This is a genomic window from Clostridium sp. AF21-20LB (genome assembly GCF_003478795.1).
Taxonomy (GTDB): Bacteria; Bacillota; Clostridia; order Lachnospirales; family Lachnospiraceae; genus Otoolea; species Otoolea fessa.
Genome location: NZ_QUGD01000003.1, coordinates 164,413 through 190,917, shown reverse-complemented (window position 1 = coordinate 190,917; position 26,505 = coordinate 164,413). Strand labels below are relative to the sequence as shown.

The window sequence follows — 26,505 nt, the reverse complement described above, 5'->3', positions numbered from 1 at the left end:
ACTACAGAGTCCAACCATTATGAATTACTGCATACCTACACTTGTTCAGGGAGCTTAATCATGTCGCCAAACTTCTTATCCCACTCTTCCGGATGGAACTCATCAAATCCACTTCCATCAAAGAATGTCATTTCTCCGAAATATGCTTTACCATTTACTTCATAAAAATCCACACGCAACTCCACAGTGTTTTTAGCCAAGCATTCTGCTGCTTTCACCATTTGATCAAAGCTCTTTGGTTTGGATGGCAAGACTTTTGAATGCGGATATCCCCATGTAAAATCAAGCGGTTTAAAATTAATATCAAAATAATCGGCAGTCGTCTTACCAGATTGACGATTCGAGGAAATAAACAGAGCTTTTGCTATGCCATTAAACGTAAATATTTTATAATCTCGCAACTCTTTTGTTGTAGTATCTTCCATATACTGTTCTGCAATTATTCTTGGCTTAACTGCTTTATATGGATATTCTCTTCCTACTACGAAATAATTTCTTTTTAACGAAGCTTCTATCTTTTTCTTTGCCTTCGCCTTATCGAAATGGCTCTTGTCCTTACAAATAACAAGACCTCCGCTGTCATGAGTGCATTTTAAGACAAACTGATTCGGTAATTGATTAAAGTCAATCTCATCAAAAGAGTTCCATACTCCCAATGTAGGAATAATATATTCGTCTCCAATTCTTTCAGATGCCCATTTTTTAGCCTCGTACTTATCCACCATTTTACTGTATTCTGGATTCTGATTGTGAAGTTTTAGCCACTGCAATTTCTCATTAAATGTAACTGGATTGTTTAAATCCAGCCTTTTTCCCATCTTGGCCCAATACATTAATTTCAAATATGTTTCGTCATCAAAGCCTTTAATCCAGCCTTTAATTCCTATTTTATAAATAATCAATCTTGGCTTTTTCACCAGTTCAATTATATTCATTTTGTTACTCCTTCATCTGCTGTGCGATATCAGCATCCACGATTTCCTCACCGGTCTTATGCTTCAGCTGCTCTTTGGATGCTTCACTCAGACCGTTGTTGATCACACAGTTCATATCGCAAGTGCTGCACTTATCCAACTCCTCTTTGGTAACTTTGCCATCACGGTAATCACGGCAAATCTTCAGTTCATACATGCTGTACGGATGCTTGGTGAAGAGAGCCTTGAACTTATGAACCAGAACCCAAGTAGCGGGCTTCCAGATGTACTTGTGCATTGCCGGAGAAACAGAACCGATCATCCAGCAGTCACGGTCGCAGCAACGAACTTTTGCACGAACCTTCTCTGCTTCTGGGCTATTCCACAGCTCATCCCAAGTCTGATTGTTCAGGTTACCCATGACTTCCTTATCCTTGGTACCATTGCAAGGCATAACATCGCCATACGGGTCGATGAAGAAGGTATCAAAACTCATGTCGCAAGGCAGCAGACGCTTCTGGCCGTAGATGTAGTTGATCAGGCCGTGGTTGAAGTAAGCACGGAACCACTTCTTCGGGCTATTGCTACGGAGCAGTTCATTGACCAGATTCTCGAAGTTCTTTGCGACCATCGGACGGTCGTGGATGATGTTCTTTGCTTCAACGAAGTAGAAGCTGTTGTGTAGAGATGCTGTTGCGAACTCCATGCCCATCTCGTTGGAGATCTTGTACAGCGGAACCAGATCAGGAGCGTTCTTGTCCTGAACAGTCATGCCGAAGCCGACATCCTTCATGCCCATCTCACACAGCTTCTTCAGCGTGCCATACCCACGCTGGTAGCCGTTCTGCAGACCACGGATCTCGTTGTTGGTCTGCTCCAGACCCTCGATAGAAATACGAATACCGATCTGCGGGAACTCTTTGCACAGGTCAACGATACGGTCCGTGAAGAAACCGTTTGTGGAAATAACGATACGGTCAGACTTCTTGTACAGTTCACGCACGATATCCTTCAGGTCTGTACGGATGAACGGCTCACCGCCGGTGATATTTGTAAAGTACATCTTCGGTAGCTTCTTGATGGTCTCGATGCTGATTTCCTCTTCCGGCTTGGAAGGTGCTTTATATCGGTTGCACATGGAGCAACGAGCGTTGCAGCGGTATGTAACGATGACAGTGCCATTTAACTTCTTTTCTTCGGACATGATTAACTCTCCTATTGTTTACTCTCAATTATTTTTTCACACGACTAAATACTTTCATCAATGTATTATAATGAGCCTGCGGCGCAAATCGGTTTTCAAGCCGATTTCTACTCTCAGCTCCCATTTTCTCTACCAAAATATCGTCATCCAGCAAAGCAACCTTTTCGCATAGTTTCCGAGCATCGGCAGGCTTAAACAGATAACCATTAACGCCATCCAAAACAAGTTCTGGTAAGCTTCCGATGTTACTTGCAATAACTGGCTTTGAATACTGAAAAGACTCCAATGCAGTATTTGGAAGGTTGTCATACCAAATAGACGGAATCAGTGTGAACCGTGCACCTTTGATGATCTCTTCCAATTCCTCTCCGGCTTTAAAGCCCAAGAACTCAACATTTTTGATTTTCTTCTCTTTGATATATGCCTTTAACCTTTTTGCCTCGTCTGTTGTATCATCGCCCATTATTTTCACATGGCGATCCGGCATCATCTCATATGCTTTGACGACAGTGTCAACACCTTTTTCCTCTGTCACACGTCCAAAATACAGACCATATGTTCCAACCTGTGGTTTGCCGACTTCTGATTTGCTTGCAGTAAATGTCGGAATACAGGTGATTTTATTTTCATCGAAACCATTCTCAATCAGCTTCTTCTTTAAAAACTCAGACGGCGTAATAAATGCATCCACACCTTTATATACATTCATCGCCTTATGTACTTTCATAGAAAAAACTCGAACGACCGATGCAAACAGCGACCCCTTTACACATCTTTTCTTTATGCAGGTCCTATATCCCTTCGTAAGGCACTCTTCGCATGGTTTCTTGTTGTACATGAAATCAAATCTCGGGCACAGTAAAAAATAGTCTGACAGTCGCAGCACTACAGGAATTCCCATCTTCTTTGCACCGCAAATTACACTCGGCGAAAGTTTATTTACAAAATGGATGATATATACCAAATCCGGCTTTATATCTTTGATTTCTTTCTTAATAGCCTTCTCAACCTCAGTGGAATAAATACTGCGAGTCAGCATTTGCCAAATGACCTTTGGGGTCTTTCTGCATTCCTCAAAATATGTTGCATCGCGGCTTCCAATTGGCTCCACAAAATATTTTGAGTACTCTGTTTCAACATTTTTGTTAGAATGAATGGAGAACGGAATCACTTCATGACCATTATCTTCCAACATCTTCTTAATGTTGAACATATATTTTTCCGGTCCACCCGAAATAAAATATCTGTAGTTTACCAATAGAATCCTCATTATTATCCCTCACTATCATTATTTTTTCCCTAATATTTTTCTTATCTTCGTATCGTTCCCCCATATAGCCTTTGAGTCATATGGACGATCTGGAAATGCACCATACTGAAGCTTGATATCATATTTATTCTCTTTAATAAAACGTTCAACTCTATCTGCTAATTTCTCAGGTCTTCCAGAACAAATATTAATAATTCCCTGTTCATTTTTCTGACCAACAACGGCTGCAATCTGATCACAGAAATCCGGATAATCTAGGAAATCATACTGATTCTGCCCAAGTGTAAATGGAAACTCTTCTTTTCCTTCCTCTGCAGCTGCAGTGATTTTTGAAAAAATGGAATTTCCAAATTTGCTATTTCCAACTATGTAGTACCCTCTAAGCCATTGGAATACAGTATTATTCTGTTTACATACCATTTGAGTTAAATCCCTTAGAGCATTTTTACCAATTCCATATGGCGTTGTCGGATGGCATGGGGTATTCTCATTAATGCTCCCCTCATAAAAGCCTATTTCATGCATACTTCCCATCACTGCAATCTGTTTTACACCGCTACCTGCCATTTCTTTGATAAATTTGTAATGTTTAGGCAAATCATCGATGTGTGCGTCCGAATAGTGTACAAACCCATCTCTCCACGCCAAGTGCAGAAGCACATCTGGTTCTCCGAAGAACTGATACGGATTCTCAACATTGAACAAATTGCATGCGATCGTTTTTGCTCGATTATCGACGTTCTGAACAGAAAAGTCTGCTGCAACTACATCATGACCTAACTCTAATATGCTTTTTACTATACCTTGACCCAAATAACCATTTGCCCCTGTAACAAGTATTTTCATAACCGTTTATCCCCTTAAAATTTAAAAGTATCTTTCAGTCCCAACCACTTCTGGTCCTTGTCACTCAGGTTCAGCGCGGTACCATCTTCCAGCGTATAGCCCTCTGCGCTTGCATTTCCCTTATATTCGCCCTTCAACTCTGGCCACTCAATGCCGATCTCAGGATCATTCCAAGCCATTCCTCCCTCATCGTTCGGGTGGTAAAAATCATTGACCTTATAGCAAAACTCTGCTTCATCGCTCAGAACCAGGAAACCATGTGCAAAGCCCTCCGGGATGAGGAACTGCTTCTTATTCTCAGCAGACAGGGTCACGCCATACCACTTGCCATAGGTCTCGGAATTGCTTCTGAGATCAACAGCGACATCAAACACAATGCCACGTACAGCGCGCACCAGTTTGCACTGCGGATACTGCTTCTGGAAATGCAGACCGCGCAGCACACCCTTTGTGGACATAGACTGATTGTCCTGCACGAAGTGAATATCAATGCCAGCCTCCTTCATATCTTTTTCGTTGTAAGTTTCCACGAAATAACCACGGTCATCACCATGAACAGCGGGTTCAATAACGCAAAGTCCTTCGATGTCGCCTACATTTTTCTCAACTTTAATCTGTCCCATCTTTTCTCACTTTCTTACAAACATTCCTGCCTGCTCCATCTCTTTTAAAGACTTTTCATAGCCGGAATTATCATGCTCTTGTCCCTTTACCCAATCACAAAACTGAGTTAACCCTTCTTCTAAGCTCACAGACTGCTTAAATCCAAGCAAGTTTTCTGCTTTTGTTATATCTGCAACATTGTGTGCAATGTCACCAAGTCTGAAATCACCAGTAATGTTGATTGGACTTTCACTGTTATACGCTCTTTTCAAAATTTGAGTTATCTCTTTAACCGATGTTCCTACGCCACTGCCTAAATTGATTATTTCACCATTAGATTTTTCGTTGTTGAGCGCAGAAATCACCCCAGTAGCCACATCAACCACATTCACAAAATCTCTGCTCTCTAAGCCATCTTCGAACACATTGATAGGCTTATTTTCCAGCATCAACGAACTAAAGATGGACAAAATACCTGTATATGGATTTTTCAACGACTGTCCAACACCATACACATTTTGAAAACGAAAAATGGTGTAATCAACATTCAATGCCGGACACATAGTACGTAGCATCATTTCTTGTGTATATTTTGTAAATGCATACAACGAAGCCGGTTTTATAGTGCTGTCCTCTGTCGTTTTCGCCAATGTCAGCTTTTTACCACATTCTGGACAGTACATTCCAAAATCACCATTCTGCATTTGCTCTTTCTTACGACTATCAGGAAAAACTATGCCACAATTTGTACATGTATACTTTCCTTCGCCATATACAGATCTGGAAGATGACAAAACAATTTTCTTCACATGGCATTCTTTACCTAATGAAGAAATTGCCTGCAAGATATTAGATGTACCCATAACATTCGTCTCGTTATAGAGATTAATCTGGTACATTGATTGTCCCGTTCCAGTCTCTGCTGCAAGATGAATGATATAATCAGCTTCTTTTACCAACGGCGATACCGTATCAATCTCGGTAACGCTTCCCTTAACAAACTTACATTTCCCATCAATTTTTTTATAAAGATAAGAATTCCGTGGATTTTTTCCATGAATCTGTTCCGTCAATGTATCAAGTACAGTGATATTTTTTACTCCTGCCTTATTTAACTGACAAACAATTTCAGAACCTATGAATCCTGCTCCACCAGTAATTAATATATTATTCATCTTCATTCCCTCTATTAGCGATTGCTGTACATTTTCTCGTAGTAGTTCTGATACTCACCGCTTATGATGGTCTCCCACCACTCACGGTTATCGAGATACCACTGGATGGTCTTCTTGATGCCATCCTCAAATTTAGTCTCCGGCAGCCAGCCCAGCTCGTTGTGGATTTTAGTCGGATCGATGGCGTAACGCATATCATGACCCTTACGATCACCAACATGGGTAATCAGGCTCTCCGGCTTGCCCAGCTCCTTGCAGATGATCTTCACAATCTCGATGTTCTGCTTTTCGTTATGGCCGCCAACGTTATAGACTTCACCAACGCGGCCCTTGTGGATAATCAGGTCAATGGCCTTGCAGTGATCTTCAACATACAGCCAGTCGCGGACATTCAGACCCTCGCCGTAAACAGGCAGCGGCTTGTCAGCCAAAGCATTAGCGATCATCAGCGGAATCAGCTTCTCCGGGAAGTGATACGGGCCATAGTTGTTGGAGCAACGGGAAATGGTCACAGGCAGCCCGTATGTACGATGGTAAGCCAGAACCAATAGGTCAGCGGCGGCCTTGGAGCTGCTGTAAGGAGAGCTGGTATGAATCGGAGTCTCCTCTGTGAAGAACAGGTCAGGGCGATCCAGCGGCAGGTCACCGTAAACTTCATCGGTAGATACCTGATGGTAACGCTGGATACCATACTTGCGGCAAGCGTCCATCAGCACACTGGTACCGATAATATTGGTCTGAAGAAAGATGCCAGGATCTTCGATAGAACGGTCAACATGAGATTCTGCCGCAAAGTTAACTACGATGTCTGGATGCTCTTCTTCAAACAGTTTGTCCACTGCTTCGCGGTCGCAAATATCTGCTTTCACAAATCGGAAATTCGGGTTATCCATAACCGGTGTCAGCGTGGACAGATTACCTGCATAAGTCAGATTGTCAAGACAGATGATCCGATAATCCGGATACTTCTTCAGCATATGGAACACAAAGTTACTACCAATAAAACCAGCGCCGCCGGTAACAATAATATTCATGATCTATTCTCCTCTACACTTTCCCTAATTAATACAGGTGCTCCTGATACTTGCCGTCCATGACATCTTTCAAATACTGACCGTACTGGTTCTTCTTCATAACCTCATAGACTTCCATCAGTTCATCCTTGCTGATCCAGCCATTCAGGTATGCAATTTCTTCCAGGCAAGCAATCTTACGGTGCTGATGCTGCTCTACAGTCTTCACGAAATTAGTGGCATCAACAAGGCTCTCGTGTGTACCAGTGTCCAGCCAGGTAAACCCCTGTCCCAGCAGTTCCACATTCAGAGAACCATCTTCCAGATAAATACGGTTCAGGTCAGTGATTTCCAGTTCACCACGTGCAGAAGGCTTCAGGTTCTTTGCAAACTCGACCACACGGTTATCATAGAAGTACAGGCCAGTTACACAGTAGTTGCTCTTCGGATGCTCCGGCTTCTCCTCGATAGAAATAGCCTTACCGTTCTTGTCAAACTCAACAATTCCAAAACGCTCTGGGTCGTCCACATAGTAGCCAAACACGGTTGCACCCTTGCCACTCTCGGCGTTTTCCACTGCGGCAGTCAATCTTTTCTTTAATCCATGGCCAGCAAAGATGTTATCGCCCAACACCATAGCCACAGAGTCATTGCCGATGAAATCAGCACCAATAATAAAGGCCTGTGCCAGTCCATCTGGTGATGGCTGAACTGCATAGGTCAAATTCACACCAAACTGGTGTCCATCACCCAGCAGGTTCTCGAAACGAGGTGTATCCTGCGGTGTGGAAATAATCAAAATATCACGGATGCCAGCGTTCATCAGAACGGACATCGGATAATAAATCATCGGTTTATCAAAAATAGGTAAGAGCTGTTTGCTCGTAACTTTCGTTAATGGATACAGACGAGTGCCCGATCCACCTGCTAAAATAATGCCTTTCATTCTGTATCCTCCCTCGTATCCGCTTAATCTCTCTGGAAAATATCTCTCGTGTAAACCTTTTCTTTTACATCATCAAGGCACTTGTCATAACGGTTTGCGATAATGGCCTGACTCTGCTTCTTAAACTCATCCAAATCATTGACCACAACGCTGCCGAAAAACTTTTCACCGTCTTTCAACGTCGGCTCGTAAATGATGACAGTTGCGCCTTTTGCCTTGATGCGCTTCATGACACCCTGAATGGAACTCTGGCGGAAGTTATCGCTGTTACTCTTCATTGTCAGACGGTAAACGCCGACAACAACTTCTTTTTCTTTGCTCTCATCCCAGCTGTCATTTGCTTCATAAGCACCTGCAATCTCCAGAACACGGTCAGCAATGAAGTCTTTTCTCGTTCTATTACTTTCAACGATAGCCTCAATCAGGTTCTCCGGCACATCAGCATAGTTGGCAAGCAGTTGCTTGGTGTCCTTCGGCAGACAGTATCCACCGTAACCAAAGCTGGGATTGTTATAATGAGTGCCGATACGAGGATCAAGGCAGACACCATTGATGATCTGCTGGGTATTCAGCCCCTTCATCTCGGCGTAAGTATCCAGTTCATTGAAGTAGCTGACACGCAGTGCCAAATAAGTGTTAGCGAACAGTTTAACAGCCTCAGCCTCAGTGAAGCCCATGAACAGAGTATCGATATTCTCTTTAATAGCACCTTCCTGCAGAAGTTCTGCAAAAATGTGTGCAGCCTTTACCAATCGTGCATTTTCTACATCGGTGCCGACGATGATACGAGAAGGATAAAGATTATCGTACAGAGCCTTGCTCTCACGCAGGAACTCTGGGCTGAAGATGATATTATCGCAGTGGAACTTCTCACGAACACTTGCTGTATAGCCAACCGGGATGGTGCTCTTGATAACCATGATAGCTTCCGGATTGTACTCGATGACCAGCTTAATCACAGCTTCAACTGCACTGGTGTCAAAGAAATTCTTCTTGCTATCATAGTTTGTCGGTGCAGCGATAACTACAAAATCAGCATCAGAGTATGCTTCCTTTGCATCTAATGTTGCCGTCAAGTTTAAATCTTTTTCTGCAAGATATTTTTCAATATAGTCATCCTGAATAGGAGGTTTTTTGTTATTAATCAGATCAACTTTTTCAGGAATAATATCTACAGCTGTCACTTGATGATGCTGGGAAAGCAAAGTTGCAATAGACAATCCGACGTAACCAGTTCCAGCAACGGCGATTTTCAGTTCTTTAAATTCTCTCATAATGTTTATCTCCCATTATCTTGTAATCAGTCAAATATAAACAAATCTATTTTTTATTTATAAAACTCAGCGTACCACTCAGCGAAGTTCCTCAGCCTTCACGCAGACTTGTGCTCGGCTTGTATCCAAAGTCGCGCTCCAGTGCGCTGGTATCTGCATAGGTCACAGGCACATCACCAGGCTGCATCGGGACAAGCTCTTTGTGTGCCTCAAAGTCATAATCTTCCGGAAGCACCTTCGCTCTTACTAATTCCTCACTCAGAATCTGCACGAAGTCCAGCAGATTCTCCGGATTCTGATTGCCGATATTGTAAACTGCATACGGCGGAATCGGCAGACCATCCTCGCCATTCTTTTTGTCCGGTGCCTTCTTCATCACACGGACAATGCCCTCGACAATATCGTCTACATAGGTAAAGTCACGCTTGCAGTTGCCGAAGTTGAAGATTTTAATGGTTTCACCCTTCACCAGCTTGTTGGTGAAGCCAAAGTAGGCCATGTCAGGACGGCCAGCAGGACCGTACACAGTAAAGAAGCGCAGACCAGTGGAAGGAATGTTGTAGAGCTTGGAGTATGCGTGTGCCATCAACTCATTAGATTTCTTTGTGGCTGCATAAAGGGAAACTGGGTTGTCAACCTTATCCTCCGTGCTGTACGGAACCTTCTTGTTGGAACCGTAGACGGAGGAAGAAGAAGCATAAACCAAATGTTCCAGGCTCTCGCAATGACGGCAGGCTTCAAGGATATTGAAAAAGCCGACCAAGTTAGATTCCACATAAGCATCCGGGTTGGTGATGGAGTAACGCACACCAGCCTGTGCCGCAAGGTTAACGACCACAGACGGCTTGTACTTCTCGAAAAGCTCCATGATCAGTGCCTTGTCAGCGATGTTGCCTTTGATAAAAGTAAATGTGGGATACTTGGCCAGCTCATTCAGACGGAACTCTTTCAGTGCCACATCGTAGTAGGCATTCATGTTATCGATGCCGATGACCGTAGCAGAAGGAGCCTCCTGATAAATTCGCTTCACAAGGTTGGAACCTATAAAGCCAGCTGCACCTGTGACTAGAACTGTTTTATTCTCTAAATTAACTATACTCATTGCATTTGTCTCCTTATTTTTTGAAGCCTATATTTTAAGTGTCACTACCTCTGTTCAGATGAAGCACTTCCAATGTATTGTTCATAAACCAGAGTGCTCCATACAAACGCAGGTAGTGATACTGAAAGTTCTTATGATAAAATCATCTGCTGTTACCAAACCCAGGTGGCGAGATAAAAACTGCTCTCGCAGCTCTACTCATCTCTCGAAAAGCGCCGTAAATACGTCATTTTTCCGGCATTTTCACTATGTACCTCTCACTACCTGCGTTCGGTTAGAGGAGATTATTTATTATCAATACTCTCATCTATTATTTTCTCCTGTACAGTTTTATCGTTTCCTTTACAACTTCATCCCAGTTGTATTTCTCGCAGATAAAGTCAGCTGCCTGATTCTTCATTTTAATAACCATTTCTGGATGGTCACAGGCCTCTTGCAGTTTTTCTCGCAAGTCCTCTACATCTGACTTTTTGAAAATCAATGCCTTATCTTCTACAACCTCTGCGCATTCTGGAATATCGGATACCAGACAGCAATTGCCGTAGCTCATTGCCTCCAGCAGACTTAATGGCATTCCTTCCAGATCGGACGGCAGCGTGTAAATGTAAGCATTGCTGTATAGTTCATCCAGCATTGCTCCCTGTACAAACCCGGTAAAGAGAATCCGATCATCACCCTTCGCCAGTTCTTTCAATTCCTCCATAAAGGAATCCGTATCACTGGAGCCGCCTGCAATGACCATTTTTTTATCTGTCTTGACATTCTTGAAGGCCTCAACCAGATATCGAATGCCCTTCTCCGGCACCAGACGACCGAGGAACAGTATGTAGGAATCCTTTTCCAGTCCAAAATGATCCGTGATCAGCTTTGCCTCCAGAACCTCTGGCCGATTGACACCATTAGGGATAAAATGTGTCTTCCTTCCGTAGGTCTCCATGAAATACTTTTGCACGCCTTTGCTTAGAACAATGATTTCATCTGCATATTTCACGGCATTTTTTTCACCCTGCCGGATAAATTTTGATCCAACGCCAAATTTCCATTTTTCGCGGGCCCAGTCCAAACCGTGAATAGTGCTGATTACACGCTTGCCAAAAAGTTTTGGTATCCAACAGAAAAAGGCAGGGCCTTCTGCATGGATATGCACCACATCGTATCTTCCAAATGCACTACAAAGTGCTGCAAAAAAGGAAGAGCTTACCGCTGCAAGTCCCTTCTTCTCAATGGTCGGAACAACCTTTTGACGGATACCATCATATTCAATTGTTTTGTCATACTCTGCACCGCTTACATGATGGCCTGCTCTATTGTAGCAAGTCACATCACAACCATTCTGTGCCATTCGGGTGCATAACTCTTTTACAACAATCTCTATCCCGCCTTCACGCGAAAGACGTTTCTGTCCGAAAACCGCAAGTCTGATTTTTTCTTCCATTACTTCTCTCCAACCGTCATTCCATAGTTTCTATTCTTGTCCTAGGCTTATACACAATCCCAGCAGTTCTTTTCCTTAAATTGTCATGCTCGTCTTTCACTATTCACCTTTCCTACTTCATAGCACAACAACAAGCCTGTATACAGATTGCAGCAACAATCTATACGCAGGCTTGTCCTCATACCTCCTTATTTTGTTTTCTGCTCTATCAGCTTTCGCTGTGGTGGGTTAAGTATAGAGCGCAACCAGAAGCCATTAACCCCTGAAAACACGCTAGCCCTAACGCACCATGACAAGCAGAAACAAGTTGAGGTGAAAAGGTCAAGCCGCGCAAACCCGCATGAAATCAGGCTTTTCTCTGGTTGTCCATATTCAACTCCACCATAGACCATCAGACCTCAACTGATTTTGTTGAGTAGACATTTATTATCCAAACATCCAATCCGTCTCTGGGCTCTTCTTCTACCGGTCATTACATCGATCCATCCTCCTTCAAAACCACCATCACCGTCTTCACCAGTATCTTGATATCCATCCCGATATTCCAGTTACTGATATACTCTCGGTCAAGCCTTACAACCTCTTCAAAATCGGTAATGTCACTCCGACCGCTTACCTGCCACATCCCGGTAATCCCCGGCTTGATCGCCAGCCGGGCTTTATGATGCAGCTCATAAAGATTGGTTTCCGAAATCAACGGCGGGCGCGTGCCGACGATCGACATATCACCTTTCAGCACATTGAAAAACTGCGGAAATTCATCTAAACTGGTACGGCGGATGAAATCGCCGATTCCGGTCTTGTGGCTTCCATCCGGCAGGATCTTGTTTCCGATAACACGCGGATCGAAATCAAGTTTGAACATCTTTCCATCGCCAAGTCGGTTATCTTTCATCAGCTCTGCTTTTCGTGCCTCGGCATCCATGTACATGCTTCTGAATTTATACATCTTGAACCGTTTTCCGTTTTTACCAACACGCTCCTGGGCGAAGAAGATCGGTCCCGGGGACGCCAGGTAGATTGCTGTGCCGACAAACGGAAGCAATAGTACTGTAATTGTGCAGCCGACCAGACCGCCCATGATATCCATTGCGCGCTTTAAGAAAAGCTGGAAGGAGGACGCATAGTTGATGCTGGTTGTCAGCACCGTATACGGTCCTATCTTTTCGACAAACTGTTTTTTCCCCGGCTCACTCATTACCTTTGCCAGACCCAGGTGCACCGTCACGCCGGTTTCCATCAGCTGGCTTAAAAGCTTTCCCGGATACGGCACCTCGTCTGAGGTGACCACCAGGACTTCATCGATCCAGTCCTGACAGACATAGTGCGGAATACCCGCTTCCTCTGCCACGACCGGAACTCCATCTATTTTCTCTCCGACGGAATATTTTCCACCTCCGATGAGAGAAACACCTGCAACTATATATTGTGCATAGTTATTTTCTTTAATTGTTTTGACGACGCGCTCGACGACATCTTCACTCGCTGCAATCAGAAGGGCGCTTTTTCCCTCGTCGCTCGTCTTTTTCTTCTGTAGGTGCCATTTCCAGAGCTCCCGGACTGCATATGCCACAACGCTGTAGCATACCGGCATCAGAAGCAATACCGGTCTCGAATAGTTCTGCCCTTCCTGTAAAAGGAACAGATATAAAAGTGCAATTCCTTCTATAAAAACTGCCTGCTTTACCGTCATGGTAAATTCCCGGAAATGTCCTCTCCGTATCACGCCTTTCATCGTTTCCCGGCATATGAGCAACATCAGATCTGCCAGTCCCAGAAACATAGCCACATTCCGATATAAGATCGGTGTGTATATATCCCATCCATACCCACTGCACGCATATGCAAGCGTCAGTGCTACCTGCAGGCAGAGTATATCCAGGATGATAAAATCAACGTGTTTCATCCAGCCGCCCGAATTTCTTTTGTACATACTTCTTCCCCCTTGTCAATTTTTGCCCTGTTCTCTGGATGAAACCTATATTCCAAATAAATCCCTTATCCGTTTCCGGCAAAATCAACGATATTTTGTTTTCGGGTATATTCCGCCAGTTCGTTTTCGTTCCGATAATCTAACGAATCTGACTTTCTTATTTGACATTGACGGGTCACGACCATTTATCTGTATTGGTCTTGTAATGGTCTGTCCCACTCAAAGTTAGAAATTTAGAAATTATTTTTATTGTTTTAGGGAAGCAGCAGGCTTTCCCAAACAGGTTCCTGCCGCTTTCCGCCTATCTACAGATTAGTTCTTATGAACCAGTGTAAATATGGCGTTGCCCGGCATAGTAACGTTGATTGTGTTGGTCGCATAATCAACACTGTTTACAGCTGCCAGTTCCCATGCATGGGTTGTCTCATTGTAGAAATACAGCTGGATGTTCTGAACGTTGCCCAGGGCTGCAACTGAAATGTTGACAATCACTGCTTCTTTCGTTACAGCGCCGTTTGCATCAGTTGCCTGCAGCTGCTGTGCCGGCATCAGCGGAGAGTATCCAACCAGAGCCGGATCACCGGTTACACGGTACAGTGGGATACCTGCATTGATCTCAAATACTTTCTCAGCAACTGCCCAGCTGTTGCCGTCTTTGATCTGCTGATCGGATGCAAATCCAACTGCATTGTTGCTTCCAGAAGTTCCCTGGGAAACAGTGATTCCGTTGGAACCATTCTGTCCGTTGTTCTTGATACCTGTGGTGGTCTTGTTTGTGATGGTTCCTGCATTCACATTCAGACCTGCAGACTTGGAAGACGCGCTTGAGCTATGTCCTCCTCCGTGACTAACCGTCGCGTTTGTGTTCGGGCTTCCGGCAGCCATGGCCAGAGTGCCCGGCACTGCCATGATAGCAGCTGCTATCAGAAGTGCTGCGTACTTCTTTTTCATTGTACTTCCCTTTCCTTTCCAGCTTTTTAAGCCTGCGCCTTTTAAGCTTTTTCTTTATAAAAGATTGATAACAATCTCTTTTAACTCATCCATATCCGGATAAAATTCTTCGAATTTACCCTGATAAATCTCTCCCGACAGCTCGATAAAATCGCCGTCCTCCATGGTTTTCGGGCTGTTTAACATTGCAAGTCCCATGTCCATGTACTGGTCTTTTGCCATATTGGTGATCGCCTTTTCCTGGATGCCATCTACCAGGCGCGTAATCGTTGTTTTATCCGCTGTCTGGCTTTCTTTGGCTTTCTGAATAAAGGATTTCAGATATCCTTTCTGACGGTGCAGGCGCACTGTAGCAGAACCATCTTCGTTGATATCTCGGAACCGGACGTATTTCTCCGTCAGGTCACCGATCAGAGTGACGGTTTCTCCCATCTTGAAATCGTCAGGATATTTCTCTGCGACCATCTCATCTTCAACCGTGATGGGTACGCCGCCGACCGCGTCGTTAAAATAGGGGATGGAGTCCATATTGACGGCAAAGTATCCGTCTATCTGAAGTCCAAATAGCAGCTTAGAAAGCGCTCCCACTGTCAGCTCACAGCTTTTTTCGCGTCCGTCCCCGAACGCATAGGCAAGTGTCAGCTGCTTCGTCTCGGTTCCGATTGGATTTCCAAAATAATCAAAAACCTCGATCTCTGTCATCGTATTTCTCGGAATTAACACAATCTGTGCCTCATCCTTGGCAGCGTCCTGCGCCACTAAAAAGAGTGCATCGGCGTCTCCGCCTTTTCCGGCGACGTTCTGGGCTTCCATCTCCCCCTTGGTATCAACACCTATGCAGAGAATCGCCCGCATCGCCGTGTTGCGGCGGTATTTTTTGCCATTCCAGGTCAAAATTCCATTTGCAAGGTCTTCTTCCTCCTGGCTTTTTGCCTGATCACGGGCTTCAATCGCACGGATTGCCGCTTCTCTTTCTTGATATTTCTGATAAACATGAATGCCGCCCGCTACACAGGCGATTCCTGCCACCGCCCAGGCGATCCACCGGATCATTTTCTGCTTTCTCATTTGACTGGCTCGTTTTCATAATATTTTGTATATTTCGAATATTTACCATAGTATCTGTGATAGTAGCCGCTGCCTGCCATGTCCACACGGTTCAGCACCGCGCCGAGAATCCGGCAGCCGGTCCGCTCCAGCTGGCTTTTGGCTTTCTGCACCAGACGGTAGCTATTCGCACCGCTCTCGACTACCAGGATCGCTCCGTCGCAGCGCTGTGCGATGATCGCACCGTCAATGACACTTCCGAGCGGCGGCGTATCGATGATGATCGTGTCGTACTCATTTCTCGCCCATGCGATCAGCTTACTAAATGCATCCTCGCTCAGAAGCTCTGCCGGATTCGGTGCCATCGGACCGGAGAAAATGATATCCAGGTTCGGCAGGTTCGTGTGATACAGAACCTCCCCTAAAAGCCGCTGCCCGGTCAGGTACTGTGTCAGTCCGTAAATCTGCTGTCCGCCCCCGAAACGGGCTACCAACACGGATTTACGGATATCCGCATCGATAAATAACACGCGTCCCTCTGTCTGTGCCATCGAGATCGCAAGCTGGGAGGAGGTCTCACTCTTTCCTTCATCCGGCATTGCACTGGTCAGCATGATGACCTTGAGCCCATTTCCGGAAAACTGGATGTTGGTACGGAGTGTCTTCATTGCTTCCTCATACTGATAATCTCTTTTCTCATCCTGTATGATCTGGATGAATCCGTTCTGAATTGCCATGGTCTCCTACCTTTCCTTCTTATCTTTTCCGGCAAATGGATTGATGATATCCCAGATACCAGAGGTACGTTTTACTTTCTTCTCGCCCCGTTCGTGGATCTTGCTCTCTGGGAGTGCTGCCAGTACCGGCAGTTCCAGATATTTCTCCACATCTTCTTCCGAACGGATGGTATCATTCAGGATAACCGTCAGTGTAATGTATCCGCACACGATCACTGCGGCAATCAGTGCGCCGATCAGCGCGTTTTTCGTATTGCTCGGGCTGGTTTTCTGGTTTGCCACCTCACCGCTCTCGATGAGTTTCGGCGGCGTCATTTCCATGATCTCTCCGACATAGTCGGATGCCACCTTTGCGGTCATATCGACAATTTTTTTTGCCATCTCCGCATCCGGATCCAGTGCAGAAATGTTTAAAATACGAGTATCCGACGGGTTCTCCACCTTAATTTTTCTGGCCAGTTCTTTATAATCCATATCCAGATGAAGCTTATCAACCACCTCTTCCATAACGGAACGACCGGTGATGATCGTCTTGTAATCCTGTGTCAGCTGCGTGCCGATCTGCAGATCGGCTAACGAGGTCAGCGTTGTCTCTTTCGTCAGTACATAAATCTTCGCCGTTGAGCTGTACTGCGGTGTGAGCAGAAAATAGCTGTATGCTCCGCCGATTCCGGCTCCGAGCACCGCCACTGCAATGATGACCCAGAGTTTCCGGAGTAATGCATAAAAGATTTCACCCAGATCGATTACTTCCTCGTCTTCCCATTCTTGTCCTTGATTTTTTCTCTTTTCCATACCTTCCTTTTCCCTTTTCGTATTGTTTTTATCTGTCAGACATTGTTACAATGTTACGGTTCACGCATACATGCCCGGTAACGGAATTTGTCAATGTTCTGTAACCACGTGATTTCGAAAAACATTTGCATTTTTTCGCAAACATCTATTCTTTTACAATTTCTCATCCAGTATGATCTTTTCCGGATTTTCGATCGACAGCTGTCTGGCAAGTTCACTGCCTCCCTTTTTCCGGATCCATGCGATGGCTTTCGCACTGTTGGGAACCCGGTGGCGGTTGCCATGCATGTCGGTTCCCAGAAAACTGATGTAACCGGCTAGAAGTGTCCGGCGGCACCACCTCCGGTCCAGGCGCTCCCTTATTTTCCAGAAATGGCTCAGTTTCGTGAGGCTTCCGTAGTTCATCTGGAGATACGCGCCTTCCTTCATTAGCTCTTCCAGGCGTCCTTTTTCCCGCAGACACTGGTACCGCTCGATATGTGCCAGCACAGGCAGATAGCCCGCCATCGTCAGCTCCCGGACAGCGCCCTCGATCTGGCTCCAGGAGGATGTCGGCAGAAACTCGGTCAGCACGTACCGACTGCCCGCCAGTGTCAGAAGCTTTCCTTCCCGGAGCATCTCGACCATGCCTTCGAAGTATTGGATTTCCTGCCCCCGGTAGAGTTCAAGATCGGGCATCGCCTTCTGGACACGAGCCGCCAACTTCTCCATAAGCTCTTGTATCTGCTGCGGTTTTGTCCGCCAGTGATACGCTACATAGTGTGGGGTGGCTATCACCTTCCGGACGCCCTGCTTATAAGATCTCCGAAGCATCCGGTAACTGAGTGCCATTTTCTCTGCCCCATCATCTATCCCCGGGAGCACGTGTGTATGGATATCCACCACACCCAGCTCTATCTTGTCCGGTCTTCTCTGCGTTTTGCGCGCCATTGCACTTCTCTCCTTAGTCAGTCATTTTTCTGTCTGAATACACGCGAAATAGACAGCTTACACCATCGTTTTTTGCTGTCCACCTACTTCGTCCTGTTCTGATATTGCTCTAAAAATGTGTCATAATACTTTTTCTCTGCTTCCAATCTGGCTTTTACTGCATCCTCATAGTCCACAAATGTCCCAAGGTTATAAACTTTTCCCTGGAACCCGATGCTGGCACGCCATTTTCCATTTTCTCTCCGGTATACACCTCGGTGTCCACTGGTGTTGTTCACTGCCTCTTTCCGGCTCGCGATCCGCTCCAGACAGGTATTTTCTGCAAAATGGATGGATTTGCGCATATTTACTTTTCTCTGTTCCTGCCTAAGGCAGCCACAGCTTCTGGTTTTTCCCAAGCGCAGGTTTTCTTTTTCGATAGCAGCCGCAACTTTTGGTGTGTCCTGTCTTCAGATGCGTCCCGGCTACAGAACATATAGTTCCGCAGTCGCATTGACAAAGCCAGTAGGAATGTATGCTTTTCCTCGTATCATCTCTTTTTAAAACCAGAAGATGATCGAACTTCGTCCCAACGAGGTTTTCACGTCCCATATACTCCCCCTGTACCACATAATATGTATTATGTGGTGCGCGGTCTCCTCCTGTTTTTATAATCAACATGATACTACCATCTAAAAACAGAAAAATCACCCCCTTAGAAGCATATCAGCATAATTTTATAAACTTATGAGTTGCAGGGATTTTGAAAAATTCAGTAAAATCCAGCATTTTTGAAAAAGAAATACCTCTGCTTATTTCTGTATTCCCCTTATGTACCACATAATACATATTATGTCGTCCTGTTTTTCTGACAATATAAAACAAAATCCCAGAAAAACGGAGACTCCTATCATGCCTTGTATTTTTGTGCAATAATGTTTCATTACATATTTATATTTTGCACAGTTGATTTTGTGTGGTTTTCTTTGTTTTTATCTTGTTCAACCTTCTGACTGCTACAAAATCAAAAAAGGATGCATTTCCTGTGACCAGATCCTTCAACCATGTTTTTCCATATTCGGTCGGAATATCCACATAAACAGGCATTCCATCCGTATTATAAATACATGTTTTTGCTTTTTGAAATGTCTTTGTTCCAGTTAAGATTTCTGCCGTTCTTATTTTTATCCCCAATACTTTCTATTTTAACTTTATCATATATGCATCTATTCCAAAACCACTTCGACCTAATTGGTATCTGGGGATCAAAAAAATGCCGCCTTACGCGACATTTTTCTGAATCCGAATCTTATATTTAATTTATAATCACACCTCCAGCTTCCGCTTCTTTGCCAGCTTCTTCATCTCCTCCGCATTCTGCCGCACGGTCTCGGTGATCTCCGCGCCGCCCAGAAGTCTCGCAAGCTCGTCCACCATCGCTTCGCGGTCTAAGGCGCGGATGGAGGTTGCCGTCCGTCCATCGGACGCGGATTTGCGGATCTCGAAGTGCTGGTCCGCCATCGCCGCGATCTGCGGCAGGTGCGTGATGCAGATGACCTGACGGCATTTAGAGAGGATCCGCAGCTTCTCCGATACCATCTGTGCAGTCCGCCCGCTGATACCGGTGTCAATCTCATCAAAAATCAACGTTGGAACCTGATCGGTCTCCGCCAGCACCGTCTTGATTGCCAGCATGATACGCGACAGCTCACCGCCGGACGCCACCATACCGAGCGGCCGAACCGGTTCGCCCGGATTCGTGGAAATCAGGAATTCCGGCTCGTCGATACCGCCCGCCGTGAAATGATCCAGCCGCCTAAACTCCATCTCAAACTGCACATCAAGGAAATTCAGTTCCCGAAGCCCGTCTGCGATCTTCTCCACCAGCTCCCCGGCAAACTGCTTACGCGCTGCTGACAATGCCTCGGAATGTTCTTTCAGTACTGCTTCTGCCTGTTCCAGTTCTTTTTCCGCCTGTTCCCGAAGTTCATCGTAATTCTCCAGTTCCTGCAGTCGCGCTTTCTTTTCTTCCAACGCCTGAAGTACCTCCGGGATCGTCTTCCCATACTTGGTTTCCAGGCTCCGGATCAGGTCAAGCCGCTCCTGTGTCTCCCGAAATGCCGCTTCGTCAAAGGTCATATCGTCCATATATCCGGCGATCTCCCTGGAAAGATCCGAAAGAAGGGAATCTACATCGCACAGCTCGTCACGGATCCCCTTCAATCCCTCGTCAAATGCCATCGCACCATCGATCTCACGGAACGCCCGCGACACCGCATCGCCGGACACCGCGTCATATGCCTGTGAAAGACTCTCAGCGATCCGTCTGGCATTGGAAAACCGCTTAAAATCGGCTGCCACCTTTTCCTCTTCGCCATCCTTTAACGCGGCATTTTCAATCTCCTCGATCTCAAACCGGCAGAAATCCATCTCCCGCAGTCTCGTCTCCTGATCGGATGCAAATGCGGTACATTTCTGTTTTAACTGCATATACAAGCGATAGGCAGCTTCCGTATTCTGTTTGAATGGGAGAAGTTTCTCCCCGCCATACGCATCGAGGATTTCCAGATGTTTTGACGCATTCACCAGCGACTGGTGTTCATGCTGTCCGTGCAGATCGATCAGAAGGCCCGTGATCTCCCGCAGCCTTGCAGCCGTTACCGTCTCGTCGTTGATGCGGCTGATGCTCCGGGTCGGTGTGATTTTCTTAGAAATGATTAAAATTCCCTCTTCATCAGGGTAAACATCGTGTTCCTTCAGCTGCTCGCGCTTTCTCTCATCATCGATGGAGAAAACCAATTCAATGTAGGCGCTGTCGCAGCCCCGGCGGATCATCTCTTTCGGTGCTTTTCCGCCCAGCGCGATCTGGACCGAACCGATGATGATCGATTTTCCGGCTCCCGTCTCACCGGTCAGAATGTTGAGTCCGTCCCCGAACTCCACCTCCGCCGAATCGATCAGAGCCAGATTTTTCACTCGTAAATGATAAAGCATCCGCTTTCCGTTCCTCCTTATCAGCGGTTCCCGCAAAAAATGCGTGAACCCACCTTCCCTCATCCCGCAATCAGCTTGCGGATCTTGTCCATCAGCACGATCGTATCGTCCACCGTACGGACTGCACACATGACCGTATCGTCCCCGGCGATGCAGCCGACAATCTCTGAAAAATGGATGGCGTCGAGCGCTGCCGCGACTGCCATCGCCATGCCTGACACCGTCTTGATGACAAGGATGTTCTGCGCCATATCCATGGAAACGAAGCTATCGTGCAGAATACGGGTATATTTATCATTGAACGCCGTCTGAGGATGGAAAACCGCATATTTCTGTCCGCCGTTTTCTGTCTGGATCTTAGACAGCTTTAACTCCCGGATATCCCTGGAAACCGTTGCCTGCGTGACATTGTATCCCTCTTTATTCAGATATTCCGCCAGCTCTTCCTGCGTTTCAATCTCATATTTTCCAATCAATTCCACAATCTTGCTGTGACGTTCCATTTTCATGGCTCTGACTCCTTTTATATCTGTTTCATTTTGTTCCGTATATTTTCCAAAAATGGCACCTGTTTGAGCTGAATCAATGTCGTCTCGATCTCTGATTTTGCTATCTCGATTGTATCACCCGGCTCAATATCAACCACCGTATCGCCGTCAAAGCTCAGCGAAACCTTCGTCCGCCCGGTCGTCTGAATCCGCAGGCTCAAATGGTTATCCGGCGGCAGAACGATGCTGCGCGAATTGAGTGAATGCGGGCAGAGCGGTGTCAATACCATCAGATCCGCCTCCGGCGCCACGATCGGACCGCCCGCTGACAGGTTGTATGCCGTCGAACCGGTCGGGGTCGCAACCACCATGCCGTCCGCCGAATACTCGTTAAACAGCTGTCCATTGACAGCCAGCTCAAACCGGAACGCATCGATTCCCATACGGTTCAGGACGATATCATTCAACGCGATATCCTCCATGACGACCTTCCCGCCGGAAATCACGCACCCCCTGAGCATCATCCGGCTTTCCAGACGGTAGTGATCTTCCATCAGATCCCGCATGGCAGGCAGAATGTCCTCCTCATGCCCGATCTGCGTCAGATACCCCAGATGCCCCATATTGATGCCAAACAGTGGAATCTTCCGTCCCGCCAGATCACGCGCCGCCTGAATCAGCGTTCCATCACCGCCCAGACAGATCACGCAGTCTGTGTCCTCCGGCACGGTCCGACGATCCGTATAGCGATACGCCGGTATCACCCCAGCATCCCGGCGAAGCCCGTCGTGACGGTCCAGACGGATGCAGCGGCAGCCCTGTTCTGCAAAAAAGCTGCAAATCAGATCGGCTGCCTCCTCTACACGCGGCTTTTCGCGGTTTACAATCAGATAGAAATTTCTCATGTTTTGTCTAACTCCCTGTGAGCTTCCTCAACAACCTGTTCCGGTGAAACCGGACACTCTTTTTCCGCTTTTGCAAGTGCTTCCTCACCAGTCACAGTTTCCTCCGATGCCTGCTCCGGTTTATGCAGGTACAGGAGGTACTCGATATTTCCCTCCGGTCCCTTGATAGGGGAAAATTCCAGATTCCGGATCTCAAAACCGATCTCTGCCGCATATGCCATCACCATCTGAATGACCTCCAGATGCGTGCTCTTCTCGCGGACAACGCCCTTCTTTCCGACTTTCTCACGTCCCGCCTCGAACTGCGGCTTGATCAGTGCAACCACCTCGCCGCCCGGGCTTAAAATCTCCTTGACCGGACCTAAAACCTTCGTCAGGGAAATAAAGGAAACGTCGATCGAAGAGAAATCTACCGGCTCGCCGATATCCTCCGGTGTCACATAACGGATGTTTGTCTTCTCCATGCAGACCACACGCGGATCATTGCGAAGTTTCCACGCCAGCTGTCCATGTCCTACATCGACCGAAAACACCTTGACCGCGCCATTCTGCAGCATACAGTCGGTAAATCCGCCTGTGGACGCGCCGACATCCATACAGACCTTTTGATCCAGCGTCACTCCGAAATGCGTCATCGCCTTCTCCAGTTTCAGACCTCCGCGGCTCACATATTTTAAGGTAGATCCACGTACCTCGATCTTCGCATTTTCATCGAAGGTCGTACCCGCCTTGTCTTCTTTCTGATCTTCTACATATACAATCCCAGACATGATGATCGCTTTCGCCTTCTCACGGGATTCTGCCAGACCTCTCTTGACGAGAAGTACATCTAACCGTTCTTTCATTCTATGTTCTTCCTTCCGCTGCTGCCACTCTTTTGTTTCCCCTCATGCTTCCGCGTCAGTCTGCAGCACACCTTCACGTTTCAGCTGCGCCAGAATCGAATCACTGTCAATTCCCAGCTCATTCCGGAGCACCGACACATTTCCGTGTTCGACGTAGGCATCCGGCAGCGCTATATTAACTACCTTGATCTGCGGATAATGCTTCTGTACATAATCCGTCACCCGCTCGCCGTAACCGCCGCGCAGGACATTTTCCTCCAGTGTCACGATCGTATGGTGCGTTCCTGCCAGATGGTCGATCACGTCGGTATCCATCGGTTTCACAAACCGCCCGTTGACCAGCGTACACGGCTGCCCGGCACTCTTTAATTTCTCCCGGATATGCTCTGCCGTGCTGACCATGCTTCCGACTGCCAGAAGCGCCGTCCCTCTCTCCTCATACAACATCTCGCTGACGCCATACTCGACCGGTGCCAGAAATTCCTTCAAGCCCCGGTAGGCCTCGCCCCTCGGATAACGGATCGCAATCGGTCCATCGTAGGAGATGGCAAACTGCAGCATCTTTTCCAGTTCCCAGCGGTTCTTCGGCGCCATCACGCTCATATTCGGCACAGAGGAGAGAAATGTCAGATCAAAAATACCCTGATGCGTCTCCCCATCGCTTCCGACCAGTCCCGCGCGATCCACGCAGAACACAACCGGAAGATTCTGGATACAGACATCGTGAATGACCTGATCATATGCCCTCTGTAAAAAGGACGAATACACCGCCACCACCGGTTTCAGACCGGCTGCCGCCATACCTGCCGCCGAGGTAACCGCGTGTTCCTCCGCGATTCCCACATCGAAAAAGCGGTCCGGATATTCTTTCGAGAACCGTTTGAGCCCCGTTCCATCCGGCATCGCCGCTGTCACCGCCACGATCTTCGGATTTTCCGCTGCCAGACGGCAGATTTCTCTGGAAAATACATCTGTATAGCCCGGATGTTCCTTTTTCCGGAGCGGTTTTCCCGTTTCAATATCAAATGGTTCAACTCCGTGAAATGCCGACGGATTCTTCTCCGCCGGACGGTATCCCTTGCCCTTTTTCGTAATCACATGGATCAGTACCGCGCGGTTGATCTTTTTCGCCTCGCTGAAAATACGGATCAACCCCTTAATATCATGTCCATCCACCGGTCCCAAATACGTGATTCCCATATTTTCAAACCACATGCCCGGAATCAGAAGCTGCTTGATGCTGTTCTTTGTCCGGAGCAGCGTGCCGACCAGATCCGAACCGATCATCGGGATACGCGATAACGTGCCCGCCACATTCTTCTTCAACAGATTGTAGCCCTCATCTGCACGAAGATTATTCAGATACCGCGACATACCGCCGACATTTTCCGAAATGGACATATTATTATCATTTAAAACAATAATAAAATTTGTCTTGAGCCGTCCCGCATTGTTGAGCGCCTCATACGCCATGCCGCCGGTCAGCGCGCCGTCCCCGATGACGGAAACGATCGAATAATCCTCGCCCAACAGATCGCGCCCCTGCGCCATACCAAGCCCCGCCGAGATCGAAGTCGAGCTGTGTCCCGTGTCGAACGCATCAAACGGGCTTTCCTTCCGCTTCGGGAAACCGCTCAAGCCCCCATACTGGCGCAGCCATCAAAATTATCCTTCCGCCCGCTTAAAATCTTGTGCGTATAGGACTGGTGCCCTACATCCCAGATAATCTTATCCTTCGGAAGATTCAGCGCGCAGAACATTGCAATCGTCAGTTCTACCACGCCTAAATTGGACGCCAAATGACCGCCGGTCCGGCTTGTCGTCTCGATCAGAAACTCTCGGATTTCCGCCGCCAGCTCCTTGCGTTCTTCCTCGCTCAACCGTTTTACATCCTCCGGTCCTTTTATCGTATCTAATACCATTCTTTCATCCCCCAAACCGTTTTCCACATCCGCTGTCGTCCCCGGCCTTCGATTGGATTTTTTATTTTTCACGGCTGACCAGCATCTCGATCAGCTCTTCGAGGAATTCATTCTTTCCAGGCAGGGAATAGAGAATATCAACCGCCGTCTCCGAAAGCTGTTTGACATCATGCTTCGATTTCTCGATTCCCTCCAATGTCACATAAGTGGTTTTATTGTTTTTCTCATCGCTCAGAACCGGTTTTCCAAGCACCTCCTGGCTGCTGGTAACGTCGAGAATATCATCCTGGATCTGGAACGCCAGACCGATCGCCGCCGCCATACGCTCTACTGTCCCGCACTCAGCTTCGCTCGCGCCCGCCATCACGGCTCCGATCACCATCGACGCCTCCAAAAGTGCTCCCGTCTTTAAACGGTAGATAAAATCCAGCTTATCCTTCGGAATCGGCTGATTCGTCAGTTCCACATCCACCGTCTGACCGCCGATCATGCCGTAAATACCCGTTTTTTCGGATAAAATCTGGATACAACGTCCCACCTTTGCCGCATCCGGCGTCATCGCAAATGCCTTTGCCGCCGTCTCGATCGCGTAGATCAGAAGGGCATCTCCCGCCAGAACTGCCATATCATACCCATATGCAACCCAGGTCGTCTTTTTGCCACGGCGGTACTCATCATTGTCCATACACGGAAGATCGTCATGAATCAGGGAAGATGTATGAATCATCTCGATCGCCGCCATCAGCGGCTCAATCTCTTTTCCCTGACCGCCAAACAGACGGTATACCTCACGCATCAGAATCGGACGAAGGCGTTTGCCGCCTGCCTTCACGCTGTAATTCATCGCTTCAAAGATCGTTTTCTGATGCCCTTCCTCTGCCGGAAGATAAGAATATACAATCTCTTCCGCTTCTTTGACTACCTGTGCCAGCCGTTCCTTTGCATTTTCCATCTCTGTCACGCCTCCGTCTCCTCGCCGTTTACGACCATAATCTGTTTTTCAACCTTATCTATCTTTTCACTGCAGGCGCGGACCAGACGCATTCCCGCCTCATACGACGCAAACGATTCTTCCAGCGTGCTGCGGCTGTCCTCCAGCGTCCGCATAATGCCATCCAGACGGTCAAACATTTCCTCGATCGAAAGTTCTTCCTTATTTTCTTCCATCGATCCTGCCTCCTGTTTTATCTAATATAC

The 26,505-nt window shown here is 46.8% G+C and carries 23 protein-coding genes and 2 pseudogenes; all 25 read right to left on the bottom strand.

The features are described from left to right. Positions 1-35 precede the first annotated feature (35 nt). The 25 genes and pseudogenes from DWX76_RS03230 to xseB all read right to left on the bottom strand — a co-directional run bounded on the left by DWX76_RS03230 (position 36) and on the right by xseB (position 26,475). Positions 36-935, bottom strand: a complete 900-nt coding sequence (locus tag DWX76_RS03230) for an ATP-grasp fold amidoligase family protein (RefSeq protein WP_118570103.1) — start codon at positions 933-935, stop codon at positions 36-38. A 4-nt stretch (positions 936-939) separates the two neighbouring features. Continuing rightward, positions 940-2,118: a radical SAM protein gene (locus DWX76_RS03225; protein ID WP_118570102.1), complete on the bottom strand. Its 1,179-nt coding sequence runs from the start codon at positions 2,116-2,118 to the stop codon at positions 940-942. A gap of 28 nt (positions 2,119-2,146) precedes the next feature. Further along, the gene (locus tag DWX76_RS03220) at positions 2,147-3,376 is read right to left on the bottom strand and encodes a glycosyltransferase (protein WP_182429716.1); all 1,230 of its coding nucleotides are present in this window, start codon (positions 3,374-3,376) and stop codon (positions 2,147-2,149) included. Between the two features lie 30 nt (positions 3,377-3,406). After that, complete coding sequence (locus DWX76_RS03215; protein ID WP_118570100.1) at positions 3,407-4,234, bottom strand: NAD-dependent epimerase/dehydratase family protein; 828 nt, start codon at positions 4,232-4,234, stop codon at positions 3,407-3,409. Positions 4,235-4,248: 14 nt separating this feature from the next. Beyond that, complete coding sequence (gene rfbC / locus DWX76_RS03210; protein ID WP_118570099.1) at positions 4,249-4,857, bottom strand: dTDP-4-dehydrorhamnose 3,5-epimerase; 609 nt, start codon at positions 4,855-4,857, stop codon at positions 4,249-4,251. A 6-nt stretch (positions 4,858-4,863) separates the two neighbouring features. Continuing rightward, positions 4,864-6,012 (bottom strand): NAD-dependent epimerase/dehydratase family protein, encoded by a 1,149-nt coding sequence (locus tag DWX76_RS03205; RefSeq protein WP_182429715.1) that lies wholly within the window; start codon positions 6,010-6,012, stop codon positions 4,864-4,866. A gap of 14 nt (positions 6,013-6,026) precedes the next feature. Then, positions 6,027-7,046, bottom strand: a complete 1,020-nt coding sequence (gene rfbB, locus DWX76_RS03200; protein ID WP_118570097.1) for a dTDP-glucose 4,6-dehydratase — start codon at positions 7,044-7,046, stop codon at positions 6,027-6,029. 28 nt (positions 7,047-7,074) lie between these two features. Further along, positions 7,075-7,971: a glucose-1-phosphate thymidylyltransferase RfbA gene (gene rfbA, locus DWX76_RS03195; protein ID WP_118570096.1), complete on the bottom strand. Its 897-nt coding sequence runs from the start codon at positions 7,969-7,971 to the stop codon at positions 7,075-7,077. Between the two features lie 23 nt (positions 7,972-7,994). Beyond that, positions 7,995-9,245, bottom strand: coding sequence for a nucleotide sugar dehydrogenase (locus tag DWX76_RS03190; protein WP_412693973.1), 1,251 nt, complete (start codon positions 9,243-9,245; stop codon positions 7,995-7,997). A 53-nt stretch (positions 9,246-9,298) separates the two neighbouring features. Then, positions 9,299-10,347, bottom strand: a pseudogene (locus tag DWX76_RS03185) (NAD-dependent epimerase/dehydratase family protein). Between the two features lie 310 nt (positions 10,348-10,657). Further along, positions 10,658-11,782, bottom strand: coding sequence for a glycosyltransferase family 4 protein (locus DWX76_RS03180; protein WP_118570095.1), 1,125 nt, complete (start codon positions 11,780-11,782; stop codon positions 10,658-10,660). Between the two features lie 472 nt (positions 11,783-12,254). Then, the gene (locus DWX76_RS03175) at positions 12,255-13,715 is read right to left on the bottom strand and encodes a sugar transferase (RefSeq protein WP_107000282.1); all 1,461 of its coding nucleotides are present in this window, start codon (positions 13,713-13,715) and stop codon (positions 12,255-12,257) included. Between the two features lie 312 nt (positions 13,716-14,027). Beyond that, the gene (locus tag DWX76_RS03170; protein ID WP_118570094.1) at positions 14,028-14,666 is read right to left on the bottom strand and encodes a hypothetical protein; all 639 of its coding nucleotides are present in this window, start codon (positions 14,664-14,666) and stop codon (positions 14,028-14,030) included. A 54-nt stretch (positions 14,667-14,720) separates the two neighbouring features. Beyond that, the gene (locus DWX76_RS03165) at positions 14,721-15,734 is read right to left on the bottom strand and encodes an LCP family protein (RefSeq protein WP_118570093.1); all 1,014 of its coding nucleotides are present in this window, start codon (positions 15,732-15,734) and stop codon (positions 14,721-14,723) included. After that, positions 15,731-16,450: a CpsD/CapB family tyrosine-protein kinase gene (locus DWX76_RS03160; RefSeq protein WP_118570092.1), complete on the bottom strand. Its 720-nt coding sequence runs from the start codon at positions 16,448-16,450 to the stop codon at positions 15,731-15,733. Before DWX76_RS03160 ends, DWX76_RS03165 begins: the two co-directional genes overlap by 4 nt. 6 nt (positions 16,451-16,456) lie before the next feature. Next, on the bottom strand, positions 16,457-17,245 hold the full coding sequence (locus DWX76_RS03155; protein WP_118570091.1) for a YveK family protein: 789 nt from the start codon (positions 17,243-17,245) through the stop codon (positions 16,457-16,459). 153 nt (positions 17,246-17,398) lie between these two features. Further along, the gene (locus DWX76_RS03150; protein WP_107000287.1) at positions 17,399-18,175 is read right to left on the bottom strand and encodes a CpsB/CapC family capsule biosynthesis tyrosine phosphatase; all 777 of its coding nucleotides are present in this window, start codon (positions 18,173-18,175) and stop codon (positions 17,399-17,401) included. A gap of 83 nt (positions 18,176-18,258) precedes the next feature. Beyond that, on the bottom strand, positions 18,259-18,519 hold the full coding sequence (locus DWX76_RS03145; protein ID WP_147353830.1) for an AP2 domain-containing protein: 261 nt from the start codon (positions 18,517-18,519) through the stop codon (positions 18,259-18,261). Between the two features lie 961 nt (positions 18,520-19,480). After that, positions 19,481-21,148, bottom strand: coding sequence for a DNA repair protein RecN (gene recN / locus DWX76_RS03135; protein ID WP_118570088.1), 1,668 nt, complete (start codon positions 21,146-21,148; stop codon positions 19,481-19,483). A gap of 59 nt (positions 21,149-21,207) precedes the next feature. Next, complete coding sequence (argR, locus tag DWX76_RS03130) at positions 21,208-21,657, bottom strand: arginine repressor (RefSeq protein WP_022359930.1); 450 nt, start codon at positions 21,655-21,657, stop codon at positions 21,208-21,210. A gap of 14 nt (positions 21,658-21,671) precedes the next feature. Beyond that, a complete protein-coding gene (locus DWX76_RS03125) occupies positions 21,672-22,541 on the bottom strand; it encodes an NAD(+)/NADH kinase (protein ID WP_118570087.1) in 870 nt (289 codons plus the stop codon). Beyond that, positions 22,538-23,386 carry a TlyA family RNA methyltransferase gene (locus DWX76_RS03120; protein ID WP_107000291.1) on the bottom strand — a complete coding sequence of 283 codons (849 nt, stop codon included), beginning with the start codon at positions 23,384-23,386 and terminating at the stop codon, positions 22,538-22,540. Before DWX76_RS03120 ends, DWX76_RS03125 begins: the two co-directional genes overlap by 4 nt. 42 nt (positions 23,387-23,428) lie before the next feature. Further along, positions 23,429-25,308: pseudogene (gene dxs, locus DWX76_RS03115) on the bottom strand (1-deoxy-D-xylulose-5-phosphate synthase). A 61-nt stretch (positions 25,309-25,369) separates the two neighbouring features. After that, complete coding sequence (locus tag DWX76_RS03110) at positions 25,370-26,260, bottom strand: polyprenyl synthetase family protein (protein WP_118570118.1); 891 nt, start codon at positions 26,258-26,260, stop codon at positions 25,370-25,372. A 5-nt stretch (positions 26,261-26,265) separates the two neighbouring features. After that, positions 26,266-26,475, bottom strand: coding sequence for an exodeoxyribonuclease VII small subunit (gene xseB / locus DWX76_RS03105; RefSeq protein ID WP_107000293.1), 210 nt, complete (start codon positions 26,473-26,475; stop codon positions 26,266-26,268). Between the last annotated feature and the right edge of the window lie 30 nt (positions 26,476-26,505).

Coding starts and splice junctions, on each gene's coding strand:
- DWX76_RS03165 (WP_118570093.1), bottom strand. CDS start 15,734: ATGAGAAAGCAGAAAATGATCCGGTGGATCGCCTGGGCGGTGGCAGGA.
- DWX76_RS03225 (WP_118570102.1), bottom strand. CDS start 2,118: ATGTCCGAAGAAAAGAAGTTAAATGGCACTGTCATCGTTACATACCGC.
- DWX76_RS03215 (WP_118570100.1), bottom strand. CDS start 4,234: ATGAAAATACTTGTTACAGGGGCAAATGGTTATTTGGGTCAAGGTATA.
- DWX76_RS03155 (WP_118570091.1), bottom strand. CDS start 17,245: ATGGAAAAGAGAAAAAATCAAGGACAAGAATGGGAAGACGAGGAAGTA.
- DWX76_RS03145 (WP_147353830.1), bottom strand. CDS start 18,519: ATGCGCAAATCCATCCATTTTGCAGAAAATACCTGTCTGGAGCGGATC.
- rfbB (WP_118570097.1), bottom strand. CDS start 7,046: ATGAATATTATTGTTACCGGCGGCGCTGGTTTTATTGGTAGTAACTTT.
- DWX76_RS03230 (WP_118570103.1), bottom strand. CDS start 935: ATGAATATAATTGAACTGGTGAAAAAGCCAAGATTGATTATTTATAAA.
- DWX76_RS03180 (WP_118570095.1), bottom strand. CDS start 11,782: ATGGAAGAAAAAATCAGACTTGCGGTTTTCGGACAGAAACGTCTTTCG.
- argR (WP_022359930.1), bottom strand. CDS start 21,657: ATGAAAATGGAACGTCACAGCAAGATTGTGGAATTGATTGGAAAATAT.
- DWX76_RS03170 (WP_118570094.1), bottom strand. CDS start 14,666: ATGAAAAAGAAGTACGCAGCACTTCTGATAGCAGCTGCTATCATGGCA.
- rfbA (WP_118570096.1), bottom strand. CDS start 7,971: ATGAAAGGCATTATTTTAGCAGGTGGATCGGGCACTCGTCTGTATCCA.
- DWX76_RS03205 (WP_182429715.1), bottom strand. CDS start 6,012: ATGAATAATATATTAATTACTGGTGGAGCAGGATTCATAGGTTCTGAA.
- xseB (WP_107000293.1), bottom strand. CDS start 26,475: ATGGAAGAAAATAAGGAAGAACTTTCGATCGAGGAAATGTTTGACCGT.
- rfbC (WP_118570099.1), bottom strand. CDS start 4,857: ATGGGACAGATTAAAGTTGAGAAAAATGTAGGCGACATCGAAGGACTT.
- recN (WP_118570088.1), bottom strand. CDS start 21,148: ATGCTTTATCATTTACGAGTGAAAAATCTGGCTCTGATCGATTCGGCG.
- DWX76_RS03175 (WP_107000282.1), bottom strand. CDS start 13,715: ATGTACAAAAGAAATTCGGGCGGCTGGATGAAACACGTTGATTTTATC.
- DWX76_RS03150 (WP_107000287.1), bottom strand. CDS start 18,175: ATGGCGCGCAAAACGCAGAGAAGACCGGACAAGATAGAGCTGGGTGTG.
- DWX76_RS03120 (WP_107000291.1), bottom strand. CDS start 23,386: ATGAAAGAACGGTTAGATGTACTTCTCGTCAAGAGAGGTCTGGCAGAA.
- DWX76_RS03160 (WP_118570092.1), bottom strand. CDS start 16,450: ATGGCAATTCAGAACGGATTCATCCAGATCATACAGGATGAGAAAAGA.
- DWX76_RS03190 (WP_412693973.1), bottom strand. CDS start 9,245: ATGAGAGAATTTAAAGAACTGAAAATCGCCGTTGCTGGAACTGGTTAC.
- DWX76_RS03110 (WP_118570118.1), bottom strand. CDS start 26,260: ATGGAAAATGCAAAGGAACGGCTGGCACAGGTAGTCAAAGAAGCGGAA.
- DWX76_RS03125 (WP_118570087.1), bottom strand. CDS start 22,541: ATGAGAAATTTCTATCTGATTGTAAACCGCGAAAAGCCGCGTGTAGAG.